Origin of the sequence: Bradyrhizobium yuanmingense, from assembly GCF_029167105.1 — a bacterium.
Taxonomy (GTDB): domain Bacteria; phylum Pseudomonadota; class Alphaproteobacteria; order Rhizobiales; family Xanthobacteraceae; genus Bradyrhizobium; species Bradyrhizobium yuanmingense_A.
This window is the reverse complement of record NZ_JARFML010000011.1, coordinates 223,691-244,547: the sequence shown is the minus strand read 5'-3', so window position 1 is coordinate 244,547 and position 20,857 is coordinate 223,691. Positions and strand designations below refer to the sequence as shown.

Here is a 20,857-nt window from a genome sequence, read left to right as displayed (position 1 = left end):
GTCTCTCCAAAGACTTTGAGGGGTCTGCCGCCACCGAGCTTGCTTGGCTGCTCGTCGCCCATCTGAGGCTTCTAACTCGCCGCTTGGCCCGACCTTGAAGAGGTCTACGCTTTTTGAGTCAGGCTCTCAGGATAAGGACCTCAGATCACCACTTCCCGCAGCACGCGGCGGCAATCCATCTCGAATTCCAGATCCACCACCGGCGGGCGGGCGAAATGCCAGGTCAGCCCGGAGCGGAGCGCGCCGCGGCGGACCAGCTCGTCGACCAGCGCGTGGTGGAAGTCGTGCACGGAATAGGCCTGCACGCCGGTCGTGTCCTTCCAGCCGAAGCCGAACGCCGCCATCCGGTTTTCCATCTGCGAAGTGGTGGTGAAGCGCACCTTCTCGCGCAGCCCCTCCGGGCTGAGGTCGCGGTAGCGCACCGTGCGCTCGACATAGGTGCCGCTGCCCTCGCGCGCCTCTGCGCCGCCGGCGACGACGAAGCTCGGCAAATCTGACCGCGTCGGACGCGTGAAGGAGAACGCATAGAACGATGGTTCCGACGGCGGATCGATCTCCGGACAGACATTGCTGCGCGCCACCGGATTGGTGGTGCCATCGAAGATGCCCCATTCGGACAGCGTCTTGACATAGTGCAGATTGAACGCGCGAAAGCCTTCCTCGCTGAAGGCCGCCGGCGAGCGCAGCTCGCAGGCGCAGAACGCCGTCAGCGGGCGCCCCGCCTCCTGGATGAACTTTGCGGCCAGCGCAAACCCTTCCGCGAGCGGCACCAGGCGGTCGAACCGGACCCGCTCGATCTCGTAGCCCTCATCCGCGGCAGCACCGGCGGAATATTGGAATACGGACGGAATGAAACGATAATTGCCGGCCGAGAATTCGCGCGTCACGACGGACTCCTATTCCAGTTGCATGCGAGTGCCCTTGGCGCCGTTAAGCAGGCGCCTCAGGTGAAACCCGGCCAGCGGATCGTCGGCGTGCATGCCGACCAGCGCGGCGAAGGACGGCATGGCCGCGGCATCGCCGGCCTCCATCTTGGCAAAAGCCTCGGCATATTGCGCCGTCGCCGGCGCCTCGAACCTCGCCTGCGGCAGCGGCTCGAATGCGCGCAGCGGTTCGCTGCGTCCGCGCAGCATCAGGTCGCCCACGGGACGGCCGTGGAAGTTTGCGGCGGCTTCTGCCACGCTGGCACTGACGCAAATGCGTGTTCCCAGGTGCTTGTTCGCCGCCTCCAGCCGGGCCGCCGTATTGATGGTGTCACCATAGGCCGTGTAGTCGAAGAAGCGGTTGCCGCCGAAATTGCCGACCAGCGCCGGACCAGCATGGGCGCCGATGCGGGTGGCTCCGAAATTCACGCCTCTTGCCTTCCAGCGCGCCGAAAAATCCTCCGCCCAGGCGTCGAGGGCATGGGCACAGGCGACCGCACGGGTTGCATAGTCCGGCTGGTCGCCGGGGGCGTTGAACAGCACCTGGATCGCATCGCCGATGATCTTGGCGACCGTCCCCTCATGGGCGAAGACGATCTCGGTCATGCCGCCAACATATTCGTTGAGGAGCTCGCCCAGGGTCTGCGGAGGCGCGGTCTCGACCAGCGAGGTGAAGCCGGTAATATCGGTGAAGAGGGTGGCGACATCGCGCCACTGCACCTCGATGCCGTCGCCATCGACGTTCGCGGCCAGCCGCCTTGCGATCTCCGGCGAAAAGAAGCGCGACAGCGAGGCATGGGCGCGCTCGGCTTCCATCTGGCGCCGCCGCACCTCGCGCAGCATCTCCACGTGGCGGACGGTCTTCTCGATCGTGGCTTCGAGGTCGGCAAAGTCGATCGGCTTGGTCAGGAAGTCGAACGCACCGCGGTTCATGGCGGTGCGGATGTTGCTCATGTCGCCATAGGCCGAGACGATGATGGTCGACTTCTTCTCCTCGGCCTCCTGGAGCTTCGCGAGCAGCGACAGGCCGTCCATCCGCGGCATGTTGATATCGGAGACCACCATGTCGACATGCGGATTCTGCTCCAGCGCTTCCAGCGCCTCCAGGCCGTCGCGCGCGAAGATCAGCGCGAGCCGCCCATCGCGGATCTGCCTGCGGAATTTCTGCAGGATCAGCGCCTCGAGGTCCGGCTCGTCGTCGACGAAGAGGATGGTCGCTGTCATGCCGCTTGCTCGAGCCTCGTATCGATCTCCTGGCGCAGCAGCGCAAAATCGATCGGCTTGGTGAGGAGCCCGACGGCGCCGCGTTCGATCGCCTTGCGGCGCGTCTCGGCATCGCCATAGGCCGTGATCATGATGACGGGAACATCGGGATGCGCGGCACGCACCTTCGGCAGCATGTCGAGCCCGCTCATGCCGGGCATGTTGATGTCCGACAGGATCAGGATCAGCGAGGGATCGCGGACCTCGGCGGCGCGCTCGAGCGCCTCGTGGGCCGAGAGCGCAAACTCCATCTGAAACCGGCCGGCGCGCAGGTCGCGCCGGAACTGCTGCCGAAACAGGGCCTCGACGTCGGGCTCGTCATCGACGACCAGGATGTAAACGTTCAAGACTTTCCTCCGGAAGTGTCGCCCGCTGCCATCGTCCGCGGCAGCGTGATGATGAATTCGGTGAATACACCTTGTGCGGTGTTCACGTCGATCGTGCCGCCGTGTTGTTTCACCACGATGTCGTGGCTCATGGAAAGGCCGAGTCCTGTACCCTCGCCGGCCGGCTTGGTGGTGAAGAAGGGATTGAACATCTTTTCCTTCACCTCGGCAGGAATCCCGGTGCCGTTGTCGCGAATCCGGATCTGGACCCTGTCTCCGAGATTCTTCGTTGCCGCGAGCAAGGTGGGCTCGAACGCATCGCCCTCACTCTCCTTGCGCTTGGCCGCGGCATAGAAGCCGTTCGAGATCAGGTTCAGCAAGACGCGCGTAATCTCCTGCGGATAGACGTCGATCATGCCGGCAGCCGGGTCGAAATCGCGCTGGAGCGTGACGTTGAAGGCAGGCCTTTCGGCGCGCGCGCCGTGATAGGCGAGATTGAGGCTCTCCTCGACCACCGCATTGATGTCGACGGCGCGATGCTCGCCGGAACCCTGACGCGAATGCAGCAGCATGTTCCTGACGATGGAATCGGCGCGCTTGCCGTGCTGCACCACCTTCTCGAGATTGGCCCTGAGCATGCCGGTCAGCTCGTCGACCTCCTCCTTCGTCTTGCCGTCGAGCGCGGCGGCTTGCAGGGTCTCGTTGAGCTCGTCGATCAGCTCGGTCGAGACCGCGGAGAAATTGTTGACGAAGTTGAGCGGATTCTTGATCTCGTGGGCGATGCCGGCGGTGAGCTGGCCGAGGGAAGCCAACTTTTCCGTCTGAATCAGCCGGCCCTGCGCTGCGCGCAGGTCCTCGAGCGACCGCGACAGCTCCGTCGTACGCTCGCGCAATTGCTTCAACAGGCGCGTATTCTCGATCGCGATGACGGCTTGCTTGGTAAAGTTCTCCACCAGCGCGACTTGTTTGTCCGTGAAGCCGCGAGTCTCTTGTCGAAAAATCGTCATCGCGCCGATCAGATCATCCTCTTTCAGCATGGGTACGGAGAGAAGCGTTCGGGCGCCGGCAACGTCGGCCATTCCGACGACAAAGGGAACACCGGCCTTGTAACCGGGACTTTCCCTCAAATCATTGATCTGCGCCGGCTGATGCGTCGCGATGATTGCAGCCAGGGTCGTTCCTGGATGCGGGAAGATCGGAGTCCGCTTGCGGAATGCGGAGAATTCGGGCGGGATGTTGTAGTCGGTGACGATGTTGAATCTCTGGCCATCCCACAGATTCATCGTGCCGAAATTCGCTCCGCAGACGCGGGTCGCATTCTCCAACATCTTCTGAAACACCGGCTCCAACTCTCCCGGAGAGGAGCTAATGACTTCGAGCACCTCCGATGTCGCCGTTTGTTGCTCGAGCGACTCCCGCAATTCGGCGGTCCGCTGCTCGACCTTGCTTTCGAGGTCCGCATAGGATTCCTGCAGGCGCGCGCCCATGTCGTTGAACTGGTCGGCGAGCCCTTCGAGCTCGTCGCCGGTCTTGATCGAGATGCGCTGGGAGAAATCACCGCCGCCCATTCGTTCGGCGCCGATCCGCAGCGCCTGGATCGGCCCGACCATGCGGCGCGCCAGGAAGATCCCGGCCAGCACCGCGAAGATGGATGCCGCGAGCAGCACGATTGCAAGGCGCTGCAGCGAAGCATAGAGCGCGGCATAGGCTTCCTCGACCGGCAGCTCGACGAACATGGTCCAGCGCAGCGGCTCGATCGGGGCCGATGCGGTCAGCACCTTCTGCCCCTGGATGTTGTGGGCCTCGGAAAGCACGTCAGGCATGGCGCCGCCGGCCTGCACGGCGCGTACCTGCGCAAGGCCGGACATGTCGGTGTTGCGCAGCACGAGACTGATGTCGGGATGCGCGATCAAGCGGCCCTCCGGGCCGACCACGTAGGCGTTGCCGTGCTCGCCGACCTTGATCTGGGACACGACGTCCCAGATCAGCTTGAGATTGACCTCGGCGATGCTGACGCCGGCATCCTTGCGTGCGCCCGCCAGCGCCAGCGTCATGTAGGGCTCGGACTCCCGGCGAAAATAGACCGGCCCGTAATAGACCTTGCGCGCGACCGCTTCGGTGAACTTCGGATCGCTCGACAGGTCGATCCCGCTGTCGAGCACGTCCATCGCCAGCCGCGAGACCCGCAGCCGCTCCTTGCCGGTCGAATCCACCTGGGCCAGCTCGGTGATCGCAGGGACCTGGCGCAACAGGCGCAGCGCGTCGAACCGGCGCTGCTCGATCGAGCCGCCCGACCAGGGCAGCTGCGTGGTCCAGCCGAGCTGGCTCTCGATCTCCTTGACGAACCGGCCGATCTTGGCAGCGGCCGCCTCGGCCTGCTCGTGCTGGACCCGGATCAGAGAGGCCTTGTGCTCGCGATAATAGAAGTAGACCTCGAACAGGCCATTGGCGAGCAGCGCAATGGCGACGACCGCCACGAAAAGCGCGACGTATTTGGCGAAGAGCCGGGTCCGGATCCCGCGCCCCGCCGTGTCGCCGGAGGCGACCTCACCTGGGGCCGCGCTCGGCAATGTCCCGGCTCGAGGTGTATCGGGGTGGAGGGACAGGCTCATTCCACGGAACCTAGCAAGAAGACCGGACCTTGTCTCTCGCAAGCGCGGCAAGGAGCTCGCCCGAGACCCAACGAAAAGGGCGACAGCGGATCACCGCTGCCGCCCTTTCGGGACTAGCCTGCCGGCGACCTCAGGTCGGCCGTAGCACCTTTGAATCGAGGTCCAGCTCGTCGATCTGCTTGTTCCGCTCGGAATCGGCCGCCGCACGATGGTCGGTCGCCAACACCACATAGACTGCCGGCAGCACGAACAGCGTGAACAGCGTGCCGATCGACATGCCGGCGACGACCACGAGGCCGATCGAGAAGCGGCTGGCCGCGCCCGCGCCGGTCGCGGTCAGGAGCGGGATCAGGCCGGTCACCATCGCGGCCGTGGTCATCAGGATCGGCCGCAGGCGGATGCGGGCCGACATCTCGATGGCCGAGCGGCGGTCGAGCCGTTCCTTCACCTGGAGCTCGTTGGCGAACTCCACCATCAGGATGCCGTGCTTGGTGATCAGGCCGACCAGGGTGAGCAGACCGACCTGGGTGTAGATGTTCATGGTCGCCATGCCGAAGAACAGCGGGATCAGTGCACCGACGATCGCCATCGGCACCGAGATCATGATGACCAGCGGGTCGCGCAGGCTCTCGAACTGCGCGGCCAGCACCAGGAAGATGATGATCAGCGCGAAGCCGAAGGTGATGGCGAGCTGGTTGCCTTCCTGCACGTATTGACGGCTGTCCGCCAGATAGTCGTGGCTGAAGCCTTGCGGCAGCTTCTTGGCCTCGCCTTCAAGGAAGTCCACCGCAGCGCCGACGGTCACGCCCGGCATCGGCACGGCCGAGAACGTCGCCGAATTGAGCTGGTTGAAGTGGGTCAGCGAGTTCGGATCGGTCTTGGTCGTGATCGAGACCACCGTCGACAGCGGCAGCTGCTGGCCGGCGTTCGTGGTCACGTAATAGCCGCCGAGGGATTCCGGCGACAGCCGATCGACTCGTGGCACCTGCGGAATGACCTGATATGAGCGACCCTCGAGATTGAAGCGGTTGATGTAGTTGCCGCCGAGCAGGACTGCGAGCGTAGAGCCGAGGTTCTGCATGTTGACGCCAAGGTCCTGCGCCTTGGTGCGGTCGATCGTGACCTCAACGTTCGGCTGGTTATAGGCCAGGTCGCTGTCGGAGACGATGAACATGCCGCTCTTGCGCGCGGCGTCCTTCAGCTTCTCCATCTGCTCATAGACGGTCTGGAAGCCGGCGGTGGAGTTGATCACCATCTGGATCGGCAAGCCGCCCGGTCCGCCCGGCAGCGGCGGCAGGTTGAACGCGAACGCCTGCACGCCCTCGATCTTGGAGAGCTCGGCCTGCACCAGCGGCTTCAGCTGGATCGCCGAGCGCTTGCGCTCGTCCCACGGCTTGAGCAGCATGCCGGCGATGCCGCCCTGCGGGCCGTTGATGCCATTCAGCACGAAGCGCAGATCGGTCTCGGGGAACTTCGCGAACTCCTTGTCGAGCTTCTCGCCATAGAAATCGAGATAGTCGATGTTGGCGTATTTCGGCGCCTTGGTCACCGCGAACACGATGCCCTGGTCTTCCTCGGGCGCAAGCTCCTTCGAGGTGTGCATGTAGAGGAAGCCGACCAGGCCGAGGATCGTGAGCGCGAACAGGCCGGTGATGGCCTTGTAGTCCAGCGAGCGATCGAGCTTGCGGCCATACCAACGCGTCATCGCGCCGAACACCCGGTTCACGATCTTGGCGAAGCGGCCTTCTTCGGCGTTCTTCAGCAGAACCGAGCACATCATCGGCGACAGCGTCAGCGCGATCACGCCCGACACGATCACCGAGCCTGCGAGCGTGAAGGCGAATTCGCGGAACAGCGAACCGGTGAGGCCGCCGAGGAAACCGATCGGCGCGTACACCGCAGCAAGCGTGATCGTCATCGAGATGACAGGACCCACGATCTCGCGCGCACCTTGCAGCGAGGCCTGGACCGGCGTCTTGCCCTCCTCCAGGTGGCGGTGGATGTTCTCTACCACGACGATGGCGTCGTCGACGACGAGGCCGATCGCCAGCACCATCGCGAGCAGCGTCAGAAGGTTGAAGCTGAATCCCAGCGCCAGCATCAGCGTGCAGACGCCGATCATCGACAGCGGAATGGTGACGACGGGAATGATGACCGAACGCAGCGAGGCCAGGAAAAGGAAGATCACCACGATCACGATGATCACGGCTTCGCCCAGCGTCTTCTCCACCTCCTCGATCGAGGATTCGATGAACTTGGTCGAGTCGTAGGCGACCTTCATCTTCATCGACGGCGGAAGGCTGCGCTCGAGTTCAGGGAATAGCGCGCGCACGCCCTTGACCAGCGTCAGCGGGTTGCCTTGCGGCGTCGCGTTCACGCCGATGAAGATCGCGTGTTCGCCGTTGAAGGCGACGCTGGCGTTCGTGCTCTGGGCGGCAAGCTCGACCGTGGCGATGTCCTCCATCCGCACGAAGCCGCCGTCCTTGGCCTTGACGATCATCTTCTTGAACTGATCGACGTTGGTCAGACCCGTGTTGGTCGAGACGTTCGAGACGATCAGATAACCCTTGGTCTGGCCCGCGGCGGACTGGAAGTTGTTGGCCTGGATCGCCGCCGCGACGTCCGCCGGCGATACGTTGCGACCCGCCATCTTCACGGGATCGAGCCACAGCCGCATCGCAAAGGTCTGGCCGCCCAGAATGTCGGCCGAGGCCACGCCATCGACGGTCGACAGCACCGGCTGCACCACGCGCGTCAGATAGTCGGAGATGGCCGAGCCCGACAGCTCCTCCGAGGAGAAGCCGAGATACATCACGGCCGTGGTCTGGCCCGTGGTCTTGGTGACGATCGGGTCGTTGGATTCCTTCGGGATCAGGTACTTCACTGAATTGGTCTTGGCCAACACCTCGGTGAGCGCCTGGTTCGGATCGAAATTCAGCTTGATGTAGACCTGGATCGTCGAGGTGCCGAGCACCGAGGACGAGGTGATGTAGTCGACGCCCTCGGCGGAGGCGACCGCCTGCTCGATCGGCGTGGTAATGAAGCCCTGGATCAAATCTGCGGACGCGCCGGGATAGACGGTCGTGATGTTGATGACCGTGTTCGACAGCTTCGGATATTGCCGGATCGGCAGCACCATCGCCGCGCGCAGGCCGATCAGCAGGATCAGCAGGCTGACGACGACCGACAGGACCGGTCGTTTGATGAAAATGTCGGTAAAGGCCATCGCGGGCGATCTCGATTTCTTTTTTCAAGACGCGTGATCCGGCCGGGCCGGATCACGAGGATGTTGTCAGTAGCGCGGCGGCTGCGCCGGGATCTGCGGGGCCGGATCGGTCGAGATCGATACCGGCGCGCCTGATTGCAGCTTGAGCTGGCCGACAGCGACGACCTTGTCGCCTGGCTTCAGGCCCTTGACGATTTCGACGCGACCCTCGACGCGAGTGCCGGTCTGCACGAAGGTGCGCACCGCCGACAGGCTGGTCTTGCCGTCCTCTTCCTTCTTTTCGGTGATCACGAACACGGAGTCGCCGTACAGCGTGTAATCGACTGCCGTTTCAGGCACCGTGATCACGGCCGGCTTTTCCGGCAGCACCACCGTCGTCGTCACGAACATGCCGGGCTTAAGGATCTTCTCCGGATTGGCGATCGTCGCCTGCACGCGGATGTTGCGGGTATCCGTGGCGATCTGCGGCTCGATCGTGGTGATCTTGCCCTCGAACGTGCGGCCGGGATAGGCATCGACCTTCAGCCGGACGGTCTGGCCGACCTTGAGGCTGCCGGAATCCTTTTCCGTCACCGTGAAGTTGGCCCACAGCTCCGACAGATCGGTCAGCGACACGATCGCCGTGCCGGCCGTGAGATACTGACCGACCTCGACCTTGCGCATGCCGAGATCGCCGGCGAACGGCGCACGCACCAGCTTCTGCGAGATCAGCGCTTCGGTCTTGGCGATGCCCGCCTGCGCCTGGTCGTAAGCAGCCTGCGCGGTGTCGACGGTCGCCTGCGGACCGAACTGGCGCGAGGCCAGCTGCTTGGCGCGTTCAAGCGACAGCTGCGCGACGGTCGCCTGCGCCTTGTAATTGGCGAGATCGCCCTGCTCGGGTGCGTCGAACAGTTGCACCAGCGGCGTGCCGGCCTCGACGCGCGTGCCCGGCTCGAACTTGATCGCGGTGACGCGGCCATTGACGTCGGCGCTGACGTCGACCTGGTGCACGGCGACGAGGCTGCCAACCGCGGTGAGCAGGTTCGGCACCACCTCGGACTTCGCCTCGGCCGCGCTGACCGGGGTCGGCGGCGGCTTGTTGTTGGCGAAGAACTGCTTGATCATCTGGCCGCGGAAAGAATTGAACCAGACGAGCCCGCCGACGAGCACGGCCAGAAGCGTGCCGACGATGATGAACCAGCGCACCGGCCGGACCGGACGCTTGGGAGCCTTGTTGTCGATCGGTTGCCCCGAAATCTTGTTTTCGGCCACGATGTTCATGTCATGCACTTTCTGCAATCGCCGCCTGGTTCGCTTCCGCGGCCTGATTGCGGCCCAGATGCGAAGCAATTGCGGCGTCGTTAAGTCCGATACCCCTCAGGAGAAATTCACAGAGCTGCCGCTCCAGGTCGGTCGCCCTGCCGTAAGCAAGACAGGGCGTGGTCGGCAGCCTGGTCAGCGCCGCGGTCATCACCGCATGATGCGCGAACCAGAACAGGTTGAGCGGATCGCCAGCGAAGGGCCGCGCGTCCCCGCTCGCAACCGCACGCTCGAGCGAGGCGACGAAGACAGCGCCGATCAGCGTCTCGATCTTGGCATACAGCAATCGGGCGAATTCGCCGTCATCCAAATGGCTCGTGGCCATTAGCCGCAGGCGCTGGGCCTCTTCCTGATCGGGACCGTCGGCGATCTGGAGGAAGTGTTCGACCATGCCGCGGATCACCTCGACCAGCGTAGCCGTCGACGGCTCGCGCTCGAGCAGTTCCATCAGAGCGGGATCCGCCTCGCATTCGTCGCTGAGGATCTCGGCGTAGAGCGCCGCCTTGGACGGGAAATGCTTGAACAGCAGCGCCTCGGAAATGGCAGCGGCGGCCGCCACGCTCTTCGTCGTGGTGCCGTTATAGCCGTGTCGGGCAAAGCATCGCTTTGCGGCGCCGAGGATCAATTGACGCCTCAGGTCGCTGGTCATACGCAATGAGCTCATGCCGGGTGAGTAAGCACTCACCCACGCAGGAGTCAAGCACTATGTTGCATCGCAACCTGCGTGCGACGTAGAATCAATGGAAATTGGTCGAGCCTGCACGGCCCGCGTGCAGGCGTTCGGCAAGGGATGGACGGACCGCCTAGATCGGCTGGAAGCCGAGGTCAGCGCGGATCCGGTTGACGATGTAGGTCCCGTCCCGCGTCGGCAGAATCCGCTCCAGGCCAGCGCTGTCGATCTTCACATTGGCAAAGCGCGGACCCGCAGAGACGTCATGGACGGCTTTGGCGAAGGCCTCGATCTCGGCCATGGTCGTGACGGCCCGGCTGTCGTTAATGCCGCAAGCCCTGGCGATGCCGACGAGGTCGGCGGCCGCGGAGGTGTGGCTGGTCTGGCCGCCGGTCTCGCCATAGGCCTCGTTGTCGAGCACTGCGATCGAGAGGTTGGCCGGCTTCTGCAGGCCGATGGTGGCGAGGCTGCCCATGCCCATCAGCATCTCGCCGTCGCCGGTGATGACCAATACCGGCAGCTTCGGCTGCGCCAGCGCCAGACCCAGCCCGATCATCGCGGCGCCGCCCATGCCGCCCCAGAGGTAGAAGTTGCGGGCGTGGTCGCCGGCGGCGCACATGTCGTTGGTGGACGCACCGAGGCCGCCGATCGCGACGATATCCTTGCGGTTCGCCAGCAGCGTAGACACCACCTGCCGGCGGTCGAGGAGATTGGCCTTGCTCATTTGGTGAAAACCTTGGCGCCGATCAGGCGCTGCGACAGAAGGACGGCGGTGGGCGTCAGCGCGTTGTACGCTTGCGATGCGGCGGCCTCCAGCACGGCCGGCACCTCGGCCGCGTGGGAGGCGCGCAGCACCTTGACGCCGGAGAGCTCGAACACGCCTTGCGTGGTCGAGCCCATCGGCACCTGCCATGGATTGAACTCACCCCACTCGCCGCGCATGGTCACGAGCGTGAGGAACGGAAAGCGCAGGATCGGGATCAGCGACAGCATGTTGATGCAATTGCCGACGCCGCTCGACTGCATCAGCAGCACGCCGCGCTGTCCGCCGGCCCAGGCGCCGGCGAGCAGCGCCACGCCCTCCTCCTCCGTCGTCAGCGCGATGCCGCGCATGGTGGAGGAGTCCAGCACGCGCTGGATCAGCTTTGAATGACCGGCGTCCGGCACGTAAGGCACCTGCCGGACGTCGAAGCGCTGCAAGGTCGCGAAAATATCGTCGGGCCAGTCCGAGGCCGTGTCGGCAGCGTCAGCGCGTGCGTGCATTTTCCTGTCCGGTCGGCTAGCAAGGTGCCAAGACTAAAGCTGCAAAGACTGTAGACGCAGGCATGCGCCAACCAGAACAACAAAAACGGCATATCGGCTTTAACCGGCGAGTATAACGGGATGAACGCAGATGCGAAGGCGCTGGCGGCAAGCTTCGACCTCGAGAAGCTGACGCCGGAGTTCTACGACGACCCCTACCCGACCTATCGTGCACTGCGGGAGAACGAGCCGGTCAAGCGCCTGCGCAGCGGCACCGTGTTCCTGACCCGCTACGACGATCTCGTCACCACCTACAAGAACACGAAGTCGTTCAGCTCGGACAAGAAGCGCGAGTTCGCGCCGAAATACGGCGACACCCCGCTCTACGAGCACCACACCACCAGCCTCGTCTTCAACGACCCGCCGTCGCACACTCGCGTGCGCCGCCTCATCATGGGCGCGCTGTCGCCGCGCGCGATCGCCAGCATGGAGGGGGACCTCATCCAACTGGTCGACGGCCTGCTCGATGCCATCGAAACCAAGGGCGCTTGCGAACTGATCGAGGATTTTGCCGCTTCGATTCCCATCGAGGTGATCGGCAATCTGCTCGACGTGCCTCACGAGGAGCGCGGGCCGCTGCGCGACTGGTCGCTGGCGATCCTGGGTGCTCTCGAACCCGTGGTGTCGCCCGAAGTAGCTGCGCGCGGCAACAAGGCGGTGGCGGACTTCCTCGCTTATCTGCAGACGCTGGTGTCGCGGCGGCGCGCAAAGCCGGGCAATCCCGAGCGCGACGTGCTGACGCGTCTCATCCAAGGAGAAGGTAACGGCGAGCGGCTGACCGAGAAGGAGCTGCTGCACAATTGCATCTTCCTGCTCAATGCCGGCCACGAGACCACCACCAACCTGATCGGCAACGGCCTCGTGGCGCTCGACCGGCATCCCGATCAGAAACAGCGCCTGATCGAGAACCCGGACATGATCAAGACCACGGTCGAGGAGGTGCTGCGCTACGAGAGCTCCAACCAGCTCGGCAACCGCATGACCAACGAGAAGGTCGAGCTCGGCGGCGTCATGCTCGAGGCGGGCACGTCGGTGACGCTGTGCATCGGGGCTGCCAATCGCGATCCCGCGCAGTTTCCCGACCCCGAACGTTTCGATATCGCGCGCACGCCGAACCGGCACCTAGCCTTCGCCACCGGCGCGCACCAATGCGCAGGCATGGCCCTGGCGCGGCTGGAAGGGGCGATTGCGATCTCGCGCTTCCTGGCGCGCTTCCCGAACTATGCCGTGAGCGGGACGCCGGTGCGCGGCGGACGGGTGCGGTTTCGCGGTTTCTTGAGCGTGCCGTGCGCGATCGGCTGAGGGGCCGGCAACCAAACTGCGAAAACAACCCCATGCACAGTAGAGCCTGGGTCGCGGAACGGTGCCCCGTGGCCCGGCAGAACCACCTGACATTTCGGGACTATCAGGCCGCGCCGCGCCATCGGCGCATCAAGGCTTCCGAGCTGACAAACCGATACCCACATTCATTTGGGCGCGACCCGCCGGTGCAGTCGATTGACGCCCCCGCGCGCAGCATGGAGTGACGACAGATGAGCTCGTCGGTCATTGATTTCATCGCGACAGAAGCACGCTTCGGGGCCCGTAACTACGAGCCGATCGGCGTCGTCCTGTCGCGCGGCGAAGGTGTCTGGGTCTGGGATACCGAAGACAACCGGTACCTCGATTGCCTGTCGGCCTATTCGGCGGTCAGCCAGGGCCACTGCCACCCCAAGATCCTGGCGGCGATGGTCGAACAGGCGCACAGGCTGACGCTCACCTCGCGCGCCTTCCACAACGATCAGCTCGCCTTGTTCTACGAGGAGATCGCCGCGCTCACCGGTTCCCACAAGGTGCTGCCGATGAACAGCGGCGCCGAGGCGGTCGAAAGCGCGATCAAGTCGGTGCGCAAATGGGGCTACGAGGTGAAAGGCGTGCCCGACGGCCAGGCCGAGATCATCGTCTGTGCCAACAATTTCCACGGACGCACGCTGGGCGTCGTCGGCTTTTCAACCGACCCCGAGACACGCGGACACTTTGGGCCGTTCGCGCCGGGCTTCAAGGTCATCCCGTTCGGCAACGCCGCGACGCTTGCGGAAGCAATCAACCCAAACACGGTCGCCTTTCTGGTCGAGCCGATCCAGGGCGAAGCCGGCGTCGTCATTCCTCCGGCCGGCTATTTCACTGAGGTCCGGGAGCTCTGCACCGCCAACAACGTGATGCTGGTGCTCGACGAGATCCAGACCGGGCTCGGTCGCACCGGCAAGCTGCTCGCCGAACAGCACGAGGGAATTGAGGCGGACGTGACGCTGCTGGGCAAGGCCTTGTCCGGCGGCTTCTATCCGGTCTCGGCCGTGCTCTCGAACAACGACGTGCTCGGGACATTGAGGCCCGGGCAGCATGGCTCGACCTTCGGCGGCAACCCGCTTGCCTGCGCCGTGGCCCGCGCGGCGATGCGCGTGCTGGTCGAGGAAGGCATGATCGAGAACGCGGCGAGTCAAGGCGCGCGCTTTCTTGAGGGCTTGAAGGACATCCGTGCCAATACGATCCGCGAGGTGCGCGGGCGCGGCCTGATGCTGGCGGTCGAGCTGCATCCCGAGGCCGGACGGGCACGCCGCTATTGCGAGGCGCTTCAGGGCAAGGGCATCCTCGCCAAGGATACCCATGAGCATACCATCCGCATCGCCCCGCCGCTCGTGATCACAAGCGACCAGGTCGACTGGGCGCTGGAGCGGTTCGCCGCGATCCTGACGCAGGATTTCTCTTGAGACTGCCTGCGTCGGAAGATCGCAATGCCGGACGCGGCCAAGGACGAACGATTCCACGGTCTGTGCGTTGAAAGTCGTGGGCGATTACGAGTTGGGAGCCAAGATCATGCTTCCGCGTGGCGTTTGCCTGACGGCTGTTTTGGTTGGCGTCTCGATGCTGACGACGAGCGCGCCGGCCCAGGGACCCCTCGGACACGGACGGGGTGGAGGACCACCAGGACCAGCCGCAGCGCCGCCGTCAGCACCACCGGCCATGGCCCGCCCGGCAGCACCACCGGCTATGGCTCGTCCAGCAGCACCGCCCGCAGCACCGCCAGCCATGGCGCGTCCGGCGGCTCCGCCAGCCATGGCGCGTCCCGCCGCGCCGGCAGTCCAACCGCCAGCCATGCCGCAGCGGCCGGCGATGGCGCCACGTCCGGCGCCGCACATCGCCTCACCGCCACCGCGCCCGGCCCCACATATCAGTGCCCCGCGAGCCGCCCCGCAGGTGGCGGCGCCGCGGCGCGAATTCCATCGCCCGCCGGCAGCGCCGCAACGTCCGGCCATGGCGCCGCGGCCGACGCCGCAGATCGCCGCCCCATCGCGCCCAAGTGCGCCCCCGGCCGTGGGCGAGCGATCGGCGCCGCCGCGCCAGGTGCTTTCGCGCCAATCCGCAGAACGCCAAGACCGCATCGACCGCCTGCAGCAGCGCGTGCAGCAATTGCAATCGCAGAAGCCGGAAGACGCAAGGGCGCAACAGCAGCAGCAACGGCTGCTGCAGTCACAGAGCCGTCTTCTTGAGCGCGAGCAACGCGTCCAACAGCGCTCGCAGCACGTCGAGCAGCGGCAGCGCGACATGCTGTCGCGCCAGACGACGGAGCGCCAGGCCCGCATCGAACGCCTGCAGCAGCGGGTGCAGCAATTGCAGTCGCAAAAGCCGGAAGGCGTGCAAGCGCAACGCGCGCAGCAGCGAATGCTCCAGGCGCAAAACCGCTTGCTTGGCCAAGAGCAGCGCGCGCAGCAAATTGACCTGGCGCGCCAGCAGCGGCTTGGGTTGCAGGCTCCGGCGGAGCGCGCTCCGGCACTTGCAGCCGCCGCGCAGGCCGCCGAGCGCGGACGGTTTGCGGAACGCTTCCGCGAGCAGTCTACTGCGCTGACCCAAGCGGCTCTCGTCACGCGCGAAAGCGGCTGGGCCCCCCGGCAGGCCTGGCGTCACCGTCATCCCGCGGTGTTCGTGGCCTGGCTTGGGCCCGTGTTCTGGCCTTACGCCTATTCCGACATCTTCAACTACACGTTCTGGTCCTATGGCTACGAGCCCGGATATTGGGCCTACGCCTATGACGACTTCGTCGACACCGTGTTCTGGGGCGGTGACGGCCCTTACTCCGCTTATGCCAGCACCAACCCGTATGATTACCCTCAAGCCGGCAGCAGCTACCGCGCGCGCCAGCGTGCCAGCGTGAGCCCGCAGACGCTTCAGCAATTGTGCGCCACACCGGACAAAGGCGTGACCGCCTGGCCGCTTGCCGATATCGCACGGGCGGTGCGGCCGACGCCGGAGCAACGTGTATTGTTGGACGAGCTCAAGACGGCGGCGGCCAATGCTGCCGATGTGTTCAAGGATTCCTGCGCGGAGACTTATGCGCTGACTCCCCCTGGCCGCTTGCGCGCGATGATGAACCGCATCAGCGCGACGCTTGAAGCCGTCAAGATCGTCCGACCGGCACTGGAGAATTTCTACAACTCGCTCAGTGACGAGCAGCAGGCCCACTTCAACGCGCTCGGCCCCAATGTCGGCGAGCGCTCGTCGCAGCAGCAAGCCAGTACCGAAGGCTGTGGCGATCCGAAGTCCGGGCTGACGCAGTTGCCGATCCAGAGGATCGAGGCTGTGCTCCACCCGGCCGGCAAGCAGAAGGAGGCGCTCGACCGCCTCAGTGAAGCGACGGCGAAGGGCGTTGAAAGCCTGCAGGCGGCCTGCCCGAACGATGTGCCGCTGACACCTGTCGGACGGCTCGAGGCAATGCAGCACCGGCTCGAGGCCATGCTGACGGCCGCCAAGCTGGTCGAACCCGCCCTGGACGAGTTCTATGCCACGCTGAGCAGCGAGCAGAAGGCGCGCTTCAACAGGCTGCAACAGGTCGCAGGCCAATGAGGGCGTCGCGTTCTCTCGGTTGCGCATCGGTCGACCAAGCGGGGTGACGCAATCGTTCTCATGTGAAGGCGAGCTCGCGACCGATGCGTATCCGTTTTGCCAAGCAGTTCGAGCCGCCTCGGAATGCAGGAAGCAGCCAACACTTCCGTTTCGAGTGGGTGGAGCGCTCCGCCAGACGGCTCTCCTGGATTTGGAAATTCCGCGCATGGAGAGGTAGAGCTACCTCAAATTCACACTTGGAAATTCTCTCCTGCAACTGCGCCCGCGAAATCCGCTTACTGATATGCGGGGTTCCACGGTCCAATTTTCGATTGCAGTTGATTCTTTCCCAGCAATTAAATTTAATATCTTCCGTGAGCCGTCCAAAAATCGGACCGGCGGAAGTCTTGGTCGGCTGCACCTCGAAACAGAGTTTGAGGGAGGGATCATGACAGCACTAGCTTCCTCCATAAAACACGACATTGCTGCGGCGTACGCCGCATGGGATTCAGCATTCAACAAAGCAGATGCCAAGGCCATCGCGGCGACTTACGTGTCAGACGCCAAACTGTTGCCGCCGACGCATCAGGTGATATCCGGTCCGGCAGAGATCGAGAGTTTCTTTGCTGGGCTGTTTTCAAGCGGGTTCACCGATCACAGGTTGGTCGTCATAGACGCCGGTGGAGATGAGAAGATCGTCTACGGCACGGCCCATTGGAGTGCCAACGGTAAGACAGCGGATGGCAGCCGCCAACCTGCAGGCGGCATCGCAACCCACGTGTTTGAGCGACAGGAAGATGGTTCACTGAAGCTGAAGTTGCATACTTTCAATTGAGCTGACCGTCGCCTGATCCGGCACGAGGAGGCTTCTCGTGGATATCGCGCAATGGCTTCGCGGTCTCGGGCTGGAGCGCTACATAAAGACCTTTTGTGACGCTGAAATCACGTCCGAGGTTTTGCCAGAACTGACCGAAGCCGACCTGCGGGAGCTTGGCTTGCCACTCGGCCCGCGCAAGGTTCTGCAAAGAGCAATCCATGCACTCGCTCGACCGATCACTCCGGTGGCGGTCGAGGCCGATCGATCTGCCGACTACGTGAAGCCATCGATCCCTTCGGACGCGGAGCGTCGACAGCTCACAGTCATGTTCGTCGACCTGGTCGGCTCGACTGCACTTGCTTCAGGGCGCGATCCCGAGGAGGTGCGTGACCTCTTGCAGGCCTACCACAACACCGTGGTCGGCGAGATCGACCGATTCGAAGGCCACATAGCCAAGTTCTTGGGCGATGGCGTTCTCGCTTATTTCGGCTGGCCGCGGGCGCACGAAGATGAGGCGGAGCGCGCCGTTCGCGCTGGGCTTCGAGTGACCAAGGCGGTCGCATCGCTTACCGAACCGGGTGGTGCAGCGCTCGCCGCTCGGGTCGGCATCGCAACCGGGCTGGTCGTAGTCGGCGAGTTGATTGGCGAGGGAGAGGCTCGCGAGCGCGCAGTCATCGGCGAAACACCAAACCTGGCCGCCCGACTGCAAGATTTGGCCAAGCCAAGTGATGTGGTGATTGCCGAGTCAACCCGCCGCCTCCTCGGCGAAGCTTTCACGTACCACGACCTCGGCACGGTGCCTCTTAAGGGTTTCCCGGAACTGGTGCAGGCGTGGCTTGTCATTGGTGAAGGCGCAGCAGAGAGCAGGTTCGACGCCCAGCACGGCATGGCAACGACCGCACTGGTCGGGCGGAATGAAGAACTTGCATTGCTCTTGGATCGCTGGGAGCGGGCGAAAGAGCGGGAAGGACAGATCGTCCTCCTCGGCGGCGAAGCCGGCATTGGCAAATCGCGGCTCGTGCGGGCCTTACGTGAGCGGGTCGCAGGTGTGCCCCACACGCCACTGAGACATTTCTGTTCACCATTTCATACCAACACCGCCTTGTATCCCGTCGTTGGCCTCCTTGAACGGGCAGCGGCAATACAGCGGGAGGACGCTTCCGATGAACAGCTCGATAAACTCGAGGCCATGCTCGCTCTTGGTACGGACGATGTGCAGGAGAGCGCGCCCATTCTCGCGGACCTCTTGGCAATCCCGACACGGGACAGATACCCGCCCCTTGCACTCAGTCCACACCAGAAGAAGGAGCGAACGTTCGAGGCCCTTCTGGAACAGATACAAGGCTTGGCGGCAAGACAGCCGGTCCTTGCCATTTACGAGGACGTCCATTGGGCGGACCCTACCATGCTCGAATTTCTCGATCGGCTTGTCGACGAGATGCAGTGGCTTCCGATTTTGATGATCGTTACCTTCCGGCCCGAGTTCGTTCCGCGCTGGACGGCTCATGGACACGTGACAGCGCTCTTTCTAAGCCGATTGGGACGTAGGCAAGGGGCGGCAGTCGTTGACCGGATTACCGGCGGCAAAATACTCCCCCAGGAGGTGCTTGAGCAGATTTTGGCCAAGACCGATGGCGTGCCGTTGTTCGTCGAGGAGCTCACCAAGGCCATCGTCGAATCCGGGCTGCTCAAAGACCAGGGCAGCCGCTATGAATTGATCGGCCCGCTGCCGCCGCTAGCGATCCCGACGACGCTGCAGGACTCGTTGATGGCCCGCCTTGATCGGTTGGCGCCGGTCAAGGAAGTTGCCCAGATTGCAGCTTGCATCGGACGCGAGTTCGGACACGATCTTCTCCGCCTCGTAACGGCGCTCGACGAACACACGCTCCAGCACGCTCTCAATGATCTATTGGCAGCGGAACTGATATTCCGTCGTGGCGTGCCTCCGAATGTTGGCTACAGCTTCAAACATGCGCTGGTGCAGGACATCGCGCACGAGAGCCTTCTAAAGAGCAAGCGGCAGCAGATCCATGCCCGCATAGCTGCAGCTCTCGAACAACATTACCCTGCCCGTGCTGAAGCGGAGCCGGAGACGATCGCTCTGCATCTCACCGAGGGTGGGCTGGCAGGAAAGGCGGTGGACTATTGGCTGCGGGCCGGCCGCATTGCGGCTGGGCGTTCCGCAAATCTCGAAGCGATCACTCATCTCACAAGGGGGCTGGAGGCACTCAAGTCCAATCCACAAGGGCCGGAGCGCGATCGTCAGGAACTCGCTCTGCAAACAGCAATCGGAGGTCCACTGATTGCCATTCACGGATACACGGCTCCGCAGCTTGGCACAGCCTTCAGCAGGGCTCATGCGCTCTGCTATGAACTCGACGACACGAGTGCGTTGTTCTCCACCCTTAGCGGCAAATTCATTTTCCACTTCGTGCGCGGCGACTTTGCTGCCATGCAGAGTCTCGTTGCCGAAGCGCAGCGCTCCGCCGAGCGCACCGGTGACACAGCACTGGAATTGGCTGCGCATCGTCTGGCGGCGCTCACCGCCATGCATGCCGGTGATTTTCTAACCGCACGCTCGGAGCTCGAAACGATCTTGAGTCGCTATCATCCAGGGGCGCATCGGCCGCCGCCTGTGCACTACGTACATGACCCGAAGGCCTCGGCGCTACCCTACTTGGCGATTGGGCTTTGGATTCTGGGTTATCCCGAACAGGCTCAGCGGACTAGCCGTGCCGCATCTCAATACGCTATTGAGTTGAATCAGACGAACCTTACCGCGCATGTGCAGGTCTATGGCGGGGCGGCCATTGCGGAGCTGATGGGTAACGTGGCGGCCGTCCATGCGCACGCCGAGGCCATCATCGATCTCGCCGATCAGAACAGCTTGAACTATTGGCGCGTGAGCGGCCTCATCCTGCGGGGCTGGGCGATGGCGCAAGAGGGCAACGTGGAGGGCGGCCTGGCGCTCATGCGCCTCAGTCTGAACGAGCGGAACAGGCTCGGAGCCAGTTGGTACCAGGTTCGGTACTTATGGATGCTCGCGACCACCTACCTCCACTCAGGTGACTACGACAACGGCGTCGCCGCCCTTGCCGAAGCAAAGGTCGTTGCCGCGCGCAGCGACGAGCATATGTGGGACGCAGAACTTGCATGCATCGATGGCGAACTGCACCGGATTGGTGGTGCTCCAGCTGACGAGGTCGAGGGGTATTTGCAAACTGCACTCAAGGTCGCCCAAAGCCAGAGCGCAAAGTCCTTTGAATTACGTGCCGCAATGAGTTTGGCTCGGCTTTGGCGCGACCAGGGCAGGAAGGCCGACGCGCGGCGCCTTCTTGGCTCGGTTTACGGCTGGTTTACGGAAGGTTTCGAAACGCCGGACCTTCGTTCCGCCAAGGCGCTCATAGAGGAGCTTTCCCGACCATGATCGCGCGCCTTTCAAGCTTCAGACGTTGCCGTACAGCGAGCACACGGGTGATACGGCAGCCCTCTACCTGCGTTATTGGGTCTGAACACGAGGCAATTCCGCTGTGGGTCCACAAGCAGTAATGCTCCGGACGAT

Annotated in this window: 15 protein-coding genes and 1 pseudogene; 6 read left to right on the top strand and 10 right to left on the bottom strand. The window is 63.8% G+C overall.

From position 1 onward, the window contains the following. Nucleotides 1-98, top strand: a pseudogene (locus tag P0R31_RS17110) (IS5/IS1182 family transposase); the annotation flags it as partial. Between the two features lie 42 nt (nt 99-140). Here P0R31_RS17110 and cnbZ read toward each other — a convergent pair. The 9 genes from cnbZ to P0R31_RS17065 form a co-directional block, all read right to left on the bottom strand. Then, nucleotides 141-887 carry a 2-amino-5-chloromuconate deaminase CnbZ gene (gene cnbZ / locus P0R31_RS17105; protein ID WP_275515029.1) on the bottom strand — a complete coding sequence of 249 codons (747 nt, stop codon included), beginning with the start codon at nt 885-887 and terminating at the stop codon, nt 141-143. A gap of 9 nt (nt 888-896) precedes the next feature. Then, nucleotides 897-2,147 (bottom strand): adenylate/guanylate cyclase domain-containing protein, encoded by a 1,251-nt coding sequence (locus P0R31_RS17100; RefSeq protein WP_275515028.1) that lies wholly within the window; start codon nt 2,145-2,147, stop codon nt 897-899. After that, a complete protein-coding gene (locus P0R31_RS17095; RefSeq protein ID WP_275515027.1) occupies nt 2,144-2,533 on the bottom strand; it encodes a response regulator in 390 nt (129 codons plus the stop codon). The genes P0R31_RS17100 and P0R31_RS17095 overlap by 4 nt, the downstream gene beginning before the upstream one ends. Beyond that, a complete protein-coding gene (locus tag P0R31_RS17090; protein WP_275515026.1) occupies nt 2,530-5,124 on the bottom strand; it encodes an ATP-binding protein in 2,595 nt (864 codons plus the stop codon). The genes P0R31_RS17095 and P0R31_RS17090 overlap by 4 nt, the downstream gene beginning before the upstream one ends. Before the next feature lie 130 nt (nt 5,125-5,254). After that, nucleotides 5,255-8,350: a MexW/MexI family multidrug efflux RND transporter permease subunit gene (locus P0R31_RS17085; RefSeq protein WP_275515025.1), complete on the bottom strand. Its 3,096-nt coding sequence runs from the start codon at nt 8,348-8,350 to the stop codon at nt 5,255-5,257. A gap of 66 nt (nt 8,351-8,416) precedes the next feature. Next, nucleotides 8,417-9,610: an efflux RND transporter periplasmic adaptor subunit gene (locus P0R31_RS17080; protein WP_275515024.1), complete on the bottom strand. Its 1,194-nt coding sequence runs from the start codon at nt 9,608-9,610 to the stop codon at nt 8,417-8,419. A 1-nt stretch (nt 9,611) separates the two neighbouring features. Continuing rightward, nucleotides 9,612-10,313: a TetR/AcrR family transcriptional regulator gene (locus tag P0R31_RS17075; RefSeq protein ID WP_275515023.1), complete on the bottom strand. Its 702-nt coding sequence runs from the start codon at nt 10,311-10,313 to the stop codon at nt 9,612-9,614. A 139-nt stretch (nt 10,314-10,452) separates the two neighbouring features. Then, nucleotides 10,453-11,043, bottom strand: a complete 591-nt coding sequence (locus tag P0R31_RS17070) for a thiamine pyrophosphate-dependent enzyme (protein WP_275515022.1) — start codon at nt 11,041-11,043, stop codon at nt 10,453-10,455. Further along, nucleotides 11,040-11,582 carry a phosphonopyruvate decarboxylase gene (locus P0R31_RS17065; RefSeq protein WP_275515021.1) on the bottom strand — a complete coding sequence of 181 codons (543 nt, stop codon included), beginning with the start codon at nt 11,580-11,582 and terminating at the stop codon, nt 11,040-11,042. The genes P0R31_RS17070 and P0R31_RS17065 overlap by 4 nt, the downstream gene beginning before the upstream one ends. 120 nt (nt 11,583-11,702) lie before the next feature. On the opposite strand from P0R31_RS17065, the gene P0R31_RS17060 reads away from it, so the two are divergent. Together P0R31_RS17060 and rocD are read left to right on the top strand one after the other, a co-directional pair. Continuing rightward, the gene (locus P0R31_RS17060; RefSeq protein WP_275515020.1) at nt 11,703-12,923 is read left to right on the top strand and encodes a cytochrome P450; all 1,221 of its coding nucleotides are present in this window, start codon (nt 11,703-11,705) and stop codon (nt 12,921-12,923) included. Nucleotides 12,924-13,153: 230 nt separating this feature from the next. Then, nucleotides 13,154-14,368, top strand: coding sequence for an ornithine--oxo-acid transaminase (rocD, locus tag P0R31_RS17055; RefSeq protein ID WP_275515019.1), 1,215 nt, complete (start codon nt 13,154-13,156; stop codon nt 14,366-14,368). A 278-nt stretch (nt 14,369-14,646) separates the two neighbouring features. Here the strand turns inward: rocD and P0R31_RS17050 are convergent, their stop codons facing one another. Next, nucleotides 14,647-14,805 carry a hypothetical protein gene (locus P0R31_RS17050; RefSeq protein WP_275515018.1) on the bottom strand — a complete coding sequence of 53 codons (159 nt, stop codon included), beginning with the start codon at nt 14,803-14,805 and terminating at the stop codon, nt 14,647-14,649. Nucleotides 14,806-14,912: 107 nt separating this feature from the next. Between P0R31_RS17050 and P0R31_RS17045 the strand changes: the two genes are divergently transcribed. The 3 genes from P0R31_RS17045 to P0R31_RS17035 all read left to right on the top strand — a co-directional run bounded on the left by P0R31_RS17045 (nt 14,913) and on the right by P0R31_RS17035 (nt 20,722). Beyond that, complete coding sequence (locus tag P0R31_RS17045) at nt 14,913-16,499, top strand: Spy/CpxP family protein refolding chaperone (RefSeq protein ID WP_275515017.1); 1,587 nt, start codon at nt 14,913-14,915, stop codon at nt 16,497-16,499. A 427-nt stretch (nt 16,500-16,926) separates the two neighbouring features. Continuing rightward, on the top strand, nt 16,927-17,313 hold the full coding sequence (locus P0R31_RS17040; protein WP_275515016.1) for a YybH family protein: 387 nt from the start codon (nt 16,927-16,929) through the stop codon (nt 17,311-17,313). 37 nt (nt 17,314-17,350) lie between these two features. Next, entirely contained in the window at nt 17,351-20,722 is a 3,372-nt protein-coding gene (locus tag P0R31_RS17035; protein ID WP_275515015.1) for an adenylate/guanylate cyclase domain-containing protein, read from the top strand. Nucleotides 20,723-20,857 lie beyond the last annotated feature (135 nt).

Excerpts from the sequence above, each read along its gene's own strand:
- P0R31_RS17075 (WP_275515023.1), bottom strand. The coding sequence starts at position 10,313 with ATGAGCTCATTGCGTATGACCAGCGACCTGAGGCGTCAATTGATCCTC.
- P0R31_RS17065 (WP_275515021.1), bottom strand. The coding sequence starts at position 11,582 with ATGCACGCACGCGCTGACGCTGCCGACACGGCCTCGGACTGGCCCGAC.
- P0R31_RS17045 (WP_275515017.1), top strand. The coding sequence starts at position 14,913 with ATGGCGCCGCGGCCGACGCCGCAGATCGCCGCCCCATCGCGCCCAAGT.
- P0R31_RS17060 (WP_275515020.1), top strand. The coding sequence starts at position 11,703 with ATGAACGCAGATGCGAAGGCGCTGGCGGCAAGCTTCGACCTCGAGAAG.
- P0R31_RS17040 (WP_275515016.1), top strand. The coding sequence starts at position 16,927 with ATGACAGCACTAGCTTCCTCCATAAAACACGACATTGCTGCGGCGTAC.
- P0R31_RS17080 (WP_275515024.1), bottom strand. The coding sequence starts at position 9,610 with ATGAACATCGTGGCCGAAAACAAGATTTCGGGGCAACCGATCGACAAC.
- P0R31_RS17100 (WP_275515028.1), bottom strand. The coding sequence starts at position 2,147 with ATGACAGCGACCATCCTCTTCGTCGACGACGAGCCGGACCTCGAGGCG.
- P0R31_RS17085 (WP_275515025.1), bottom strand. The coding sequence starts at position 8,350 with ATGGCCTTTACCGACATTTTCATCAAACGACCGGTCCTGTCGGTCGTC.
- rocD (WP_275515019.1), top strand. The coding sequence starts at position 13,154 with ATGAGCTCGTCGGTCATTGATTTCATCGCGACAGAAGCACGCTTCGGG.
- P0R31_RS17090 (WP_275515026.1), bottom strand. The coding sequence starts at position 5,124 with ATGAGCCTGTCCCTCCACCCCGATACACCTCGAGCCGGGACATTGCCG.
- P0R31_RS17070 (WP_275515022.1), bottom strand. The coding sequence starts at position 11,043 with ATGAGCAAGGCCAATCTCCTCGACCGCCGGCAGGTGGTGTCTACGCTG.